This window comes from Enterobacter sp. DNB-S2 (genome assembly GCF_019443845.1).
Taxonomy (GTDB): Bacteria; Pseudomonadota; Gammaproteobacteria; order Enterobacterales; family Enterobacteriaceae; genus Enterobacter; species Enterobacter asburiae_B.
In genome coordinates this window covers 2930033-2941782 of sequence record NZ_CP050520.1, presented here as the reverse complement: position 1 = coordinate 2941782, position 11750 = coordinate 2930033, and the positions used below count along the sequence as shown (strand labels likewise).

Sequence of the window (11750 nt, the reverse complement as noted above, 5' to 3'; positions counted from 1 at the left end):
ACAGGAAAATAACCATGCGCAATTCACTTAAGGCCGTTGTATTTGGTGCAATCTCCATTGTGTTTTCTGCCGGCCTCCAGGCTGAGGTTCATCAGCACGAGATGATGAGTGCTGCCAGCGAAGGGACCTCAGAGCAGCTCATCACGGGAACCGGCATCGTGAAGGACATTGATCTCACGAATAAAAAAGTCACGATTTCCCATGAAGCGATCCCGGAAATTGGCTGGCCCGCGATGACCATGCGTTTTACCTTTATTCAGGCCGACGAGAGTATTAATGCCTTAAAAATCGGTAACCACGTGAATTTCTCGTTTGTTCAGCAGGGCAATCTCTCTTTACTCAAGAGCATTAAATAGCGAGACGCGGCATGGCCTCAGTAAAAATAAAATATGCCGCCGTGATAGCCAGCAGCCTTATTGCGGGAGGGCTGATATCGGTGACGGCATGGCAGGCGATTCATTCATCTGAAAAAACAGAAAATAGCGCACCAGAAAGAAAGGTGCTTTTCTGGTATGACCCAATGAAGCCAGACGTTAAATTCGATAAGCCCGGCAAATCGCCGTTTATGGATATGGATCTGGTACCGAAATATGCGGATGAAAACGCCAATAAAAGCAGTGCCGGTATCCGTATTGATCCGACGCAGGTTCAGAACCTGGGATTAAAAACGCAAAAGGTGACGCGCGGAACGCTGAATTATGCCCAGACGATCCCGGCCAACGTCAGCTATAACGACTATCAGTTTGTCATTGTGCAGGCGCGCGCGGAGGGCTTTGTGGAAAAAGTGTACCCGCTGACGACGGGCGATAAGGTGAAGAAAGGCACGCCGCTCGTTGATATAACCATTCCTGACTGGGTAGAGGCGCAGAGCGAGTTTCTGCTGTTATCCGGTACCGGCGGAACGCCGACGCAAATCAAAGGGGTTCTGGAACGGCTTCGGCTGGCGGGTATGCCGGATGAGGATATTCAGAGGCTGCGTGCGACCCGTACTATTCAGACCCGGTTTACCATCAGGGCGCCGATCGACGGAGCGATCACGGCCTTTGATCTGCGTACCGGCATGAATATTTCCAAAGATAAGGTGGTGGCGCAAATTCAGGGGATGGATCCGGTCTGGATCGGCGCGGCAGTGCCTGAATCCATTGCTTATCTGCTGAAAGAGACCTCGCAGTTTGCTGTTTCGATACCGGCTTATCCGGATAAATCCTTCCCGGTTGAAAAATGGAGTCTTCTGCCGAGCGCGGATCCAACCACCCGTACGCTGCAGGTGCGCCTGCAGGTCTCTAACAGGGATGAGCTGCTGAAACCAGGCATGAACGCGTACCTGAAGCTGAATACTCAAAGCCAGGAAATGCTGCTGATCCCTTCCCAGGCCGTTATCGATACCGGTAAAGAACAGCGCGTGATTACCGTCGATGCGGACGGGAATTTTGTACCTAAAAGGATCCACGTTCTGCATGAATCTCAGCAGCAGTCCGGCATTGGTAGCGGACTGGAGGAAGGGGAGTCGGTAGTGGTCAGCGGTCTGTTCCTGATTGACTCGGAGGCCAATATTACCGGCGCGCTGGAGCGCATGCGTCACGCTGAAGCCGCTGACGACGCGCATTCTGGCCATTAAGGAGACGATGATGATTGAATGGATTATCCGGCGGTCGGTCGCCAACCGTTTCCTGGTCATGATGGGGGCGCTGTTCCTCAGCGTCTGGGGCACATGGACGATTATTAACACGCCAGTCGATGCCTTGCCCGACCTCTCTGACGTTCAGGTGATTATCAAAACCAGCTATCCCGGCCAGGCCCCGCAGATTGTTGAAAACCAGGTCACCTATCCACTGACGACCACCATGCTGTCGGTTCCCGGCGCAAAGACCGTGCGCGGTTTTTCGCAGTTTGGCGATTCATACGTGTACGTTATTTTTGAAGACGGCACCGATTTGTACTGGGCCCGTTCGCGCGTGCTGGAGTATCTGAACCAGGTTCAGGGCAAGCTGCCTGCCGGCGTGAGCTCTGAAATCGGTCCTGATGCCACCGGCGTGGGCTGGATATTTGAGTATGCGCTGGTGGATCGCAGCGGAAAACACGATCTCGCAGAGTTGCGCTCGCTGCAGGACTGGTTCCTGAAATTTGAATTGAAAACCATCCCGAACGTGGCTGAAGTGGCCTCCGTCGGCGGCGTGGTAAAGCAGTATCAGATCCAGGTCAATCCGTTAAAGCTGGCTCAGTACGGCATTAGCCTGCCGGAGGTTAAGCAGGCCCTTGAGTCGTCTAACCAGGAGGCGGGGGGATCGTCAGTTGAAATGGCGGAAGCGGAGTATATGGTCCGGGCCAGCGGCTATCTGCAGACGATGGATGATTTCAATAACATTGTCCTGAAAGCCGGGGAGAACGGGGTACCGATTTATCTTCGCGATGTCGCCCGCGTACAAACGGGGCCGGAAATGCGCCGCGGCATTGCCGAATTAAACGGGCAGGGGGAAGTTGCGGGCGGCGTGGTGATCCTGCGTTCGGGCAAAAATGCGCGTGAAGTCATCACGGCGGTGAAAGATAAGCTGGAGACGCTGAAGGCCAGCCTGCCGGAAGGCGTTGAGATTGTGACTACCTACGATCGCAGCCAGCTCATCGATCGGGCAATCGACAACCTGAGTTCCAAGCTGCTCGAAGAGTTTATCGTGGTGGCCATCGTCTGTGCACTGTTCCTGTGGCACGTCCGCTCTGCGCTGGTCGCGATTATCTCTCTGCCGCTTGGCCTGTGTATTGCCTTTATCGTCATGCATTTCCAGGGGCTGAACGCCAACATTATGTCGCTGGGAGGCATTGCCATTGCCGTTGGCGCGATGGTGGATGCCGCCATCGTCATGATTGAAAACGCGCACAAACGGCTGGAGGAGTGGGATCTCCAGCATCCGGGAGAGCAGATTGATAACGCCACGCGCTGGAAGGTGATCACCAACGCCTCTGTCGAGGTTGGCCCCGCGCTGTTTATCAGCCTGCTGATTATCACCCTGTCCTTCATTCCCATCTTTACTCTTGAGGGGCAGGAAGGGCGGCTGTTTGGTCCGCTGGCTTTCACCAAAACGTACTCCATGGCGGGTGCGGCTGCGCTGGCTATAATCGTTATCCCCATCCTGATGGGGTTCTGGATCCGGGGTAAGATTCCCGCTGAGACCAGTAACCCGTTGAACAGGCTACTGATTAAAGCCTACCATCCGCTACTGATTAAGGTGCTACGCTGGCCAAAAACAACCCTGCTGGTTGCGGCCTTGTCCATCTTCACGGTGATCTGGCCTCTCAGCCAGGTGGGCGGCGAGTTCCTGCCGAAGATCAACGAAGGCGATCTGCTGTATATGCCGTCAACATTGCCGGGCGTTTCTCCGGCAGAAGCGGCCGCACTGTTGCAGACCACGGACAAGTTAATCAAAACCGTGCCAGAAGTGGCCTCCGTTTTTGGTAAAACGGGTAAGGCTGAGACCGCAACGGATTCCGCTCCGCTCGAAATGGTGGAAACCACCATCCAGCTCAAACCTGAGAATGAGTGGCGGCCCGGAATGACGATTGACAAGATTATTGACGAGCTCGACAAGACCGTTCGATTGCCCGGCCTGGCGAACCTCTGGGTTCCGCCTATTCGTAACCGCATCGATATGCTTTCGACCGGGATCAAAAGCCCCATCGGCATCAAGGTGTCGGGTACCGTTCTGTCGGATATCGACGCCACGGCGCAGAGCATCGAGGCGGTAGCCAAAACGGTGCCGGGCGTGGTGTCTGCCCTGGCTGAACGTCTGGAGGGCGGGCGCTACATTGACGTTGATATCAACCGGGAAAAAGCCTCGCGCTACGGGATGACGGTGGGCGATGTGCAGCTGTTCGTCTCATCAGCCATCGGCGGGGCGACGGTGGGAGAAACGGTGGAAGGCGTCGCCCGGTACCCGATTAATATCCGCTATCCCCAGGACTACCGGAACAGCCCGAACGCGTTGAAGCAAATGCCGATCCTGACGCCGATGAAACAGCAGATCACGCTGGGCGATATGGCGGATATCAACGTGGTTTCCGGCCCCACGATGCTGAAAACGGAGAATGCCCGGCCTGCGAGCTGGATTTATATTGATGCCCGCGGCAGGGATATGGTGTCGGTGGTGAACGACATTAAGACGGCCATCAGTCAGAACGTAAAGCTGAGGCCGGGTACCAGCGTGTCATTCTCCGGGCAGTTTGAGCTGCTCGAACACGCCAACAAGAAACTGAAGCTGATGGTGCCGATGACGGTGATGATCATCTTCATTCTGCTGTATCTGGCGTTCCGCCGCGTGGATGAAGCGCTGCTGATCCTGATGAGCCTGCCGTTCGCCCTGGTCGGGGGAATATGGTTCCTCTACTGGCAGGGCTTCCATATGTCTGTGGCAACCGGCACCGGCTTTATCGCTCTGGCCGGGGTGGCGGCAGAATTTGGCGTAGTCATGCTGATGTATTTGCGTCATGCCGTTGAGGCGCATCCGGCGTTGTCCCATCGGGACACGTTCACCGAACAGGGGCTTGATGACGCCCTTTACCATGGCGCCGTGCTGCGCGTGCGGCCAAAGGCCATGACCGTCGCGGTGATTATTGCCGGCCTGCTGCCCATTCTTTGGGGAACGGGGGCAGGGTCAGAGGTCATGAGTCGGATAGCGGCGCCGATGATTGGCGGGATGATCACGGCGCCGCTGTTATCGCTGTTTATTATTCCTGCGGCGTACAAGTTAATCTGGCTGCGCAGGTATAAAAAATCCTAAAAAAACCCGCCAGCGATGGCGGGTTTTTTACGGGATGAACGCTTAGCGCGCTGTTTTAGCACGCGTCTGGCTGAGAAGCTTGCGCCAGGCACGATTATGCAGAGTAAACAGCAGCATCTTATAGAAGGCGGTGGAAAGGATACAGCTGCCGCTAAGCAGTAGCATGCCGATACTCACTAGCGCCGCGGTCAGACTGACGCCCGGAGCTGCGCTACCGCTCAGCGCGACCAGCAGATAGGCTGCTGTTAATACCAGGCTTATCACCGCCAGCGTAAGGTGTAACCGCACGGCGCGCATGCTGCCTTTGCCAATCATAAACATCGTCACGCCGTTAAGGCCAGCGAACAGAAGGGCGATCAGGACAACCCATACGAATACGTGTTCCGCTGGCTGGTCGAGTCCGGCGAGTACGCCATACCCCAGCCACAGCTGAGGAATAGCGAAACTGACAATCACCCCGAGGGTACTGATCGCCGCTGGAATACCCATGGTGTGTAGACCTACAGGTTTGCCCATTTCGTCAGCCAACTCAGTTTTTAGCTGTTGCAGCTGTGTCGGGGAGGCATTGCTTATGCTGGTAGCCACCTCGTTACAGCGTTGCAGGCGGCGGTGAAAAACTTTAACCATTTGAATACTCAGCGTTTAGTTAGGCGAAAATGACTGCAACAGACCGACTACATAGCGCCCGGACTGGACGGTGTTTTGAGGATTGCGGATCGTCCCCGTGAGTGAACTGCCCACAAAGGCCGATGCGTTGTTCACGGCACTCATCAGCTCACGTTGCAGTGATTTTTGTAATGATTCGCTGGGGAAACGTTTCGGGTAGACGCCTGCGCGGATCGCTGCCTTCACGCCGGCGCTGGAAATACCTGGATTCTGCGCTTTGATGATCTCTTCCGTGATGCGCTTACGCTCAGCACGACTGAGGCTTTGGAACCAGGCGGTAACTTTACTTGAGGATGCCGCTTTCATCAGCTTGTACGTTTCTAAAGTACTTCGCAGTGCGGTTCCTGCCGCAGCCAGCGAAATGACATCTAAAACCGTCGTGGTAGCTACATACCAGTCCTGGCTGTCGAGCCAGGCAACATCGGAACCATGATCGTTATGAATAGCCAGCAGACGGCCCGCGCCAATCATGCATTGTGCGCCAGTTGCCAGCGTACCGGACAGGCTAATCGCGGCAATCACACCGGACCCGCCAGCGGTAAAAGGCACTGCCGCACCGGCACCAAACGCCATAACAAGCGTAACAAGCATCGCGCCACAGGCAAAACCGGTTGAAGTAATTTCCGTAGCAAGTGAGGGAGTCGTTAGCGTCGCCACCACAGCTTTTTCTGCACTAATTTCCTTAGCATCCGGAATTTTACTGATTACCACATGGCTGACGGTGCTCTGATTCACATCTGCAATGCGGCGTGAAGGGCGTACAAGCCAGCGTTGTTTGCCATCATCAAAAATGATGCCGACATTGTAAAAATTACGCGTGCAGTCGAGTTGGGCGGCCAGCTTTTTAAAATCGATATCAGTACCCGCCTGAAGGCCTAAGCTACGCGAGAGGTCATAACCGGGGAGGGTGGTGTCAGGCGACTGTTGACCGGGTAAGTTCATCAGAGAGCTCCTTCATTCCGTGAGGACAATTAGACAGCAAGGTAATTAATAAAAAGAATTTATGATTCGAACATTAAGACTTAGATAATAGCAGCGTTAACTCAGCGATCAAATCATAAAGATGTTCCTTAAAGGTCCAAGTCAGAGAGGGGTATCGACCCGTTACTAGTATTGTTAACGGAGCATGGTGCCAGACATCTCATCAACGAAATTGGTCATTTGATGGAGCATGTTCATGACGGGATGGTAGTCTGTATACACCTTCATTGAGTTTCGATGTCCATAACCAACTCCGATGTCCTTCATGAATTTTCCGCTGATGACTTACATTAAGGAAATTTCTCCGCGTCCAATCCTGTTCATTCATGGCGAAAAAGCGCATTTGCTTTACTTCTTCAGAACGGCTTATGAAGCGGCAAATCAGCCAAAAGAGCTGCTGATTGTTAAAGATGCCACGCATGTCGATTTATATGATCGTATGGATAAGATCCCGTTCGATAACATCACGGCATTCTTCAATAAATATCTTAATAAAAGATAACTTCCTCAGTAACCGATGCAGTGATCCAAAGGTTACTGCATTGATGTGAGAGGGAAGGCAGCTATGAGGGGGTTGACTGAACGGTTTATGGCTTATTCTCTGATGTCCATATTACATTTAACATAATATACATTATGCGCACCAACGAGGAGTCAGAAGAAATCTGGCATCTTATGGACACGTTGGGCCTGGATGCTGATGTCCTCTGATAGTGTCTTCTCACGTGCTGCTATCGTCACGCTGATCATCTCACAGTGCTTGGCTTACCGTTTTGCCCTGTTGATATAAGCCAGTAAACCATCAGCAAGAAAATCAAACACCGTTTTGCAGGCCTGACTGTGGCGTAAATCCTCATGCATCACCAGCCAGGTGTCCAGATGAAACGCAAAGAAATCAGGCATTATCCTCTGCAACGGCGGAGAAAAATCTGCCAGTTGAACCTGACACATACCGATACCGGCCCCTGCGCGTATAAGGTTTAATTGGGCAATATCACTGTCGGTCCGTACGGTAAACAGATCGCGGTTTAGCTGTGGGTATTGTTTATTTTGCGGGCGGGTGACTTTTTTGGTTCCCTCACAGGCAACAACTGGAATTCAAAACTGATCGCCTTTTTAGGTCATGAACCGCAGACCCCTCTTACCGAGGCCGTGCGTTCTACACTAGCGGGCCTGGGCTGTATTTAACATAACCTGCACGTTTAGAAAGGGTTGAAAAATGTCTGATATACTTCAGCTTTTGAAAACGCTGTCGTAAGCAAATGGAAAGAGGAAGAAAAATGCGAAGTCTCCTGACTAAAGGAATTTGTCTTGCGTTAGCGCTGTCGGCCGCCGGGACGGCTCAGGCCGCTAAGAAAGAGATCCATGACGACAAGCTCACCGGGATAACCATTTTCGCTCAAAAAGAGTCTCAGGGAAGCCAATGGGACAGTACAACGGGCGAAGCAAAATATATGGTTAGCTACAAGGTTACGCTTGATAACGCGTCGGGTAAAAGTATTGAGCCGGGCAAAGATAATAAAATGTGTTTCTTCCTGTTTGATAAAAACGGGAAAACATTTATGAGCACCGGCATTGAGCTTGAAATGTTGAAAAAATACAACCCGCGGGACAACAGAACCGGATTGGTCTATTTTTCCAGCTCAAACCCTGACGTTTTAAATATGCCATTTGTCCGCTTCGGCATCGGAAAAGACTGCATAAATTGATGACTGTCACATTGACACGTTATTTCGTATGGTCGCCCCACTCTCCTTCTATACTGGTTATTTCTCCATCTCATAAAGGAAGGAACCATGTTCGATCATGTGAAATTCGGCGTCAGTGATTATGAAAAAAGTAAAACCTTCTTCCTCCATGCGCTTAAGCCGCTTGGTGTAGAACTCATCGATGAGGGCACGCCAGACTACGGTGTCGAAATGAGTTCAGGCGATGTTTCGCTCTGTCTTTTTCAGACAAATGAAAAACCTGCCCTTTTGCATCTGGCGTTTGTAGCCAACACGCGCCAGCAGGTCGATGAATTTTACCATGCCGCCCTGCGCGCCGGCGGACGTGATAACGGCGGGCCGGGGGTGAGGTCATACGGTGAAAATTACTATGCCGCGTTTGTCATCTCGCCCGATGGCCACAATATTGAGGCTGTGTGCCATGCGCCGGAGGGCGCGTAGCACAAGGCTTTTTCAGTCACTCTCCGAGGTCAACACGACGGAGACCCCTTTTTCCAATACCGCGCGGATCCAGTCCCGATCGGTATTGTCTTCAACGACGATGGTGTTCACCGATGACACATCGCCAATCACAAACGAAGACGCTGTGTTGACCTTTTCCGGAGAAGCCAGGACGACCGTCTCCGCGGCTCTGCCGGAAAATGCACGTTTGATGCACGCTTCTTCGAAATCGCCGGTTGTCAGCCCCGCCTCAGGATGGATCCCGGTCACGCCCATAAAAAACAGATCTGCATGAATATTTTCGATGCCTTCGATCGCTGCAGCGCCGACCGCAACAATGGAGTGTTTATACAAGCGACCGCCGATCAGAATCACCTCGATGGACGGATGATCCACAAGCCCCAGGGCGATGCTAGGGCTGTGCGTAACCACCGTGATGCGCAGGTCTGGAGGGAAAAACGTAATCAGCTCCGAAGTTGTCGTGCCGCCGTCAACGATCACCACCTGCCCTGATGAAATCAGCTGTGCCCCTTTCCGGGCGACCCTCTTTTTTGCATCCATCTTCACGGATTGCCGTTCGGCAAAGGGAGCAATAGCAGAAGATGACGGCAGCGCGCCGCCGTGAACCCGCTGTAAACGCCCTTCTGCCGCCAGCTCGCGTAAATCACGCCGAATGGTGTCTTCAGAGACGTCAAAGAGCATGCTGAGTGCTTTTGACTGGACCTGACCTTCTGCGCCGAGCTTTTCGAGGATCAATTTTTTTCGCTGACTGGTGAGCATCATGAATTCCTGATGTTGCATGTTTTATCTTGAAAGTGCACGATAATGCTGTTTATGATAATTACTCTACGTAAGGAGGAACAAACGTGCAATCAAAACGTGCAGATGTGCGCATCATTGACAGTGAAACCCTGTCAGATAACTGGTACAACCTTAAAAAATACACCTTCGACCTGCAGCGCCGTGACGGCGAATGGCAAAGACAGCAACGGGAGGTCTACGACCGTGGCAACGGCGCGACTCTTCTTCTCTACAACCGTGAGGAAAAAACGGTGATCCTGACGCGCCAGTTCCGATTTCCCGTCTTTATCAACGGCCATGAGGACGATTTAATCGAAGCCGCGGCGGGACTGCTGGACAACATGGATCCCGAAAGCCGCATAAAAGCAGAAGCGGAAGAAGAGACAGGGTTTCAGGTTTCGAGCGTGCAGAAAATCTTTGAAGCCTATATGAGCCCGGGCTCCGTCACGGAAAAACTCTATTTTTATCTTGCCGAGTATCAGCCGAAAGACAGAACCGGCGCAGGCGGCGGGATCAAGGCTGAGGGAGAAGATATCGACGTGCTGGAAATGACGCTCGAAGAGGCATTACGCGGCATTGAAACAGGCAAGATTGTCGACGGTAAAACCATCATGCTGCTTTATCATATTGCTCTTAAAGGCATTATGTAGACTGCTGGTTAAAATCCTGATTTTGAATCTGGGTCGGTACGATTGTCCATTACTCAAATGTAAAGCGGAAAACCTCCTAAATTTTGCAGCCTACTATATTTAGTGAACTATTTCGGGATTTGACAAAATCTTCAAAAATTCGCCGAGTCATCTGCATTTACCATTAGAAATGCCACACGTTGGCCAGGCTACCAGTTGAGGTAGCCTGTCTTATCTGTTGGCTGGATTAAAATGCGACTCGCTACAGATAACGAAGCATATTATACTTGCTCCTCCACTCGAACAGGAGGCAAGCAACTCACGTGAAGGATACATATTACAACGACATAGCGATCAATACGCTAATTCAGAGTGAGCTGGACGCGTTTTTTGAGGATTTCAAAGGGATCGTCTTCGCCTACGCCATTATGAACAAGAAAGATCCTTCCCAGATGCGGATAATCAATAACAGCCCCGAGTGGTTTGATATCTACCTCGACAGGAAATATCAGTTCATTGACCCTGTTATCATTCGGGCTTTGCGCTGTGTTGAAGATTTTTTCTGGGAAAGTGATGTCATTCTGTCGGATGGTTATAACCTGACGCGCATTTTCAACGAAAGCGTCCAGTATGATATCTACCAGGGACAGACTTTTCCTCTGCATGACTATCTGAATAATCTTGTCGTCTTATCCGTCATCAGTCCTAAGCATTCTGGTATTGATATAGAAAAATATCGGCCACAATTTCTAAGCTTCCTTGTTCAACTGCATCAGAAGACACTCAATCTGTATAGCCAGCATCAACAGAAAAAGAATGTTTTTCTGTCGCCACGTGAGCGACAAATCCTTAAATGGGTCAGCGCCGGGAAAACCTACGCAGAAATTTCTGTTATTTTGTCTATTGCTGAACGCACCGTTAAGTTCCATATGGGAAATGTAATGAAAAAGCTCGGTGTGAATAATGCCAGACACGCAATAAAGCTTGGAACAGAACTACGTTTACTGGACGACTGAGCCTCAGCCACTGGTTATAAGTGGCGTAAATGCTCCAGCATTTCGCGAAGCCAGTGACTGGATTTATCTTTGCTAATAATGTCTTCAATAATGCTGATGCTGGCAGGCATATAAATATAGTAAATAACCTCCCCTTTTTCAGAAACACCGCGTTGAATAACTTCAACTTTCCAGTTCGCATGGCGAAATATGGCATACATACCGCGACTGGCGACTGCGTACATTCCATGGTATTTTTGCTTTATGCAATACATATTCATCGCAAGAAACAATGCCTTACTGGCGGGCACGCCCTGCAGACTTGCGGAGTCTCGCGTTTCTTTATCTAAAAATAAACGGCTAATTTCACAGCAGGGAACATCTGCCGGGAAAATAATGGCTTCGTCAAAATAATTGTGAAATATTTCGCTTATCATCGTCGGATGCGTCGAGTTAATGAATCGTGCGCCGCATAACAACTGTCCCTCATACATACCCAGCAAGTATGTCGTGTTTGGGTTGTCAAACCGATCCTTTTCCATATCTTCAACGCATTCAACTTTCCAGTCGAGTCGGTCCCGAAAGGTTTTTCTCCTGAGTCGGAAGAGTTCGCGGGCTAATGCTGACGGTAAATCATCGTAATCATGCAAAAAAAACTCAATAACAGAATTCATTGCTCTTATTCCTGATAATAACACCTGAAACTATTATCCCCTGTCTTTTAGGACAGCTTTCATTGTG

The 11750-nt window shown here is 51.1% G+C and carries 11 protein-coding genes and 2 pseudogenes; 8 read left to right on the top strand and 5 right to left on the bottom strand.

Features of this window, described 5'->3' with window-relative positions; all coding sequences use genetic code 11:
• Positions 1-14 precede the first annotated feature (14 nt).
• Genes cusF through silA form a run of 3 tightly spaced genes read left to right on the top strand, consistent with a single transcriptional unit; the run spans position 15 to position 4769 of the window.
• Positions 15-356: a cation efflux system protein CusF gene (cusF, locus tag HB664_RS14040; RefSeq protein WP_045888224.1), complete on the top strand. Its 342-nt coding sequence runs from the start codon at positions 15-17 to the stop codon at positions 354-356.
• Positions 357-367: 11 nt separating this feature from the next.
• Positions 368-1618, top strand: a complete 1251-nt coding sequence (locus HB664_RS14035; protein ID WP_219939649.1) for an efflux RND transporter periplasmic adaptor subunit — start codon at positions 368-370, stop codon at positions 1616-1618.
• A gap of 10 nt (positions 1619-1628) precedes the next feature.
• Positions 1629-4769, top strand: a complete 3141-nt coding sequence (gene silA, locus HB664_RS14030) for a Cu(+)/Ag(+) efflux RND transporter permease subunit SilA (RefSeq protein WP_219940832.1) — start codon at positions 1629-1631, stop codon at positions 4767-4769.
• Between the two features lie 42 nt (positions 4770-4811).
• Here the strand turns inward: silA and HB664_RS14025 are convergent, their stop codons facing one another.
• Both HB664_RS14025 and HB664_RS14020 read right to left on the bottom strand, forming a co-directional pair.
• Positions 4812-5396, bottom strand: a complete 585-nt coding sequence (locus HB664_RS14025; RefSeq protein WP_219939648.1) for a hypothetical protein — start codon at positions 5394-5396, stop codon at positions 4812-4814.
• Between the two features lie 15 nt (positions 5397-5411).
• On the bottom strand, positions 5412-6377 hold the full coding sequence (locus HB664_RS14020) for a hypothetical protein (protein ID WP_023311817.1): 966 nt from the start codon (positions 6375-6377) through the stop codon (positions 5412-5414).
• Between the two features lie 289 nt (positions 6378-6666).
• Between HB664_RS14020 and HB664_RS14015 the strand changes: the two are divergent.
• Positions 6667-6918: pseudogene (locus HB664_RS14015) on the top strand (alpha/beta hydrolase); the annotation flags it as partial.
• Between the two features lie 263 nt (positions 6919-7181).
• On the opposite strand, the pseudogene HB664_RS14010 reads toward HB664_RS14015, so the two are convergent.
• Positions 7182-7463 (bottom strand): annotated as a pseudogene (locus HB664_RS14010) (LysR family transcriptional regulator); the annotation flags it as partial.
• A gap of 233 nt (positions 7464-7696) precedes the next feature.
• Here HB664_RS14010 and HB664_RS14005 point away from each other — a divergent pair.
• Complete coding sequence (locus HB664_RS14005; RefSeq protein WP_048981345.1) at positions 7697-8125, top strand: DUF4354 family protein; 429 nt, start codon at positions 7697-7699, stop codon at positions 8123-8125.
• 87 nt (positions 8126-8212) lie between these two features.
• Positions 8213-8584: a VOC family protein gene (locus tag HB664_RS14000; protein WP_219939646.1), complete on the top strand. Its 372-nt coding sequence runs from the start codon at positions 8213-8215 to the stop codon at positions 8582-8584.
• A gap of 12 nt (positions 8585-8596) precedes the next feature.
• On the opposite strand, the gene HB664_RS13995 is transcribed toward HB664_RS14000, so the two are convergent.
• Positions 8597-9364, bottom strand: coding sequence for a DeoR/GlpR family DNA-binding transcription regulator (locus HB664_RS13995; protein ID WP_219940831.1), 768 nt, complete (start codon positions 9362-9364; stop codon positions 8597-8599).
• Positions 9365-9450: 86 nt separating this feature from the next.
• On the opposite strand from HB664_RS13995, the gene HB664_RS13990 reads away from it, so the two are divergent.
• Positions 9451-10035 (top strand): GDP-mannose pyrophosphatase, encoded by a 585-nt coding sequence (locus HB664_RS13990; RefSeq protein ID WP_219939645.1) that lies wholly within the window; start codon positions 9451-9453, stop codon positions 10033-10035.
• 302 nt (positions 10036-10337) lie between these two features.
• The gene (locus HB664_RS13985) at positions 10338-11030 is read left to right on the top strand and encodes a LuxR family transcriptional regulator (protein WP_023311808.1); all 693 of its coding nucleotides are present in this window, start codon (positions 10338-10340) and stop codon (positions 11028-11030) included.
• 14 nt (positions 11031-11044) lie between these two features.
• Here HB664_RS13985 and HB664_RS13980 read toward each other — a convergent pair whose 3' ends face one another.
• The gene (locus HB664_RS13980) at positions 11045-11683 is read right to left on the bottom strand and encodes an acyl-homoserine-lactone synthase (RefSeq protein WP_064672508.1); all 639 of its coding nucleotides are present in this window, start codon (positions 11681-11683) and stop codon (positions 11045-11047) included.
• Positions 11684-11750: the final 67 nt, after the last annotated feature.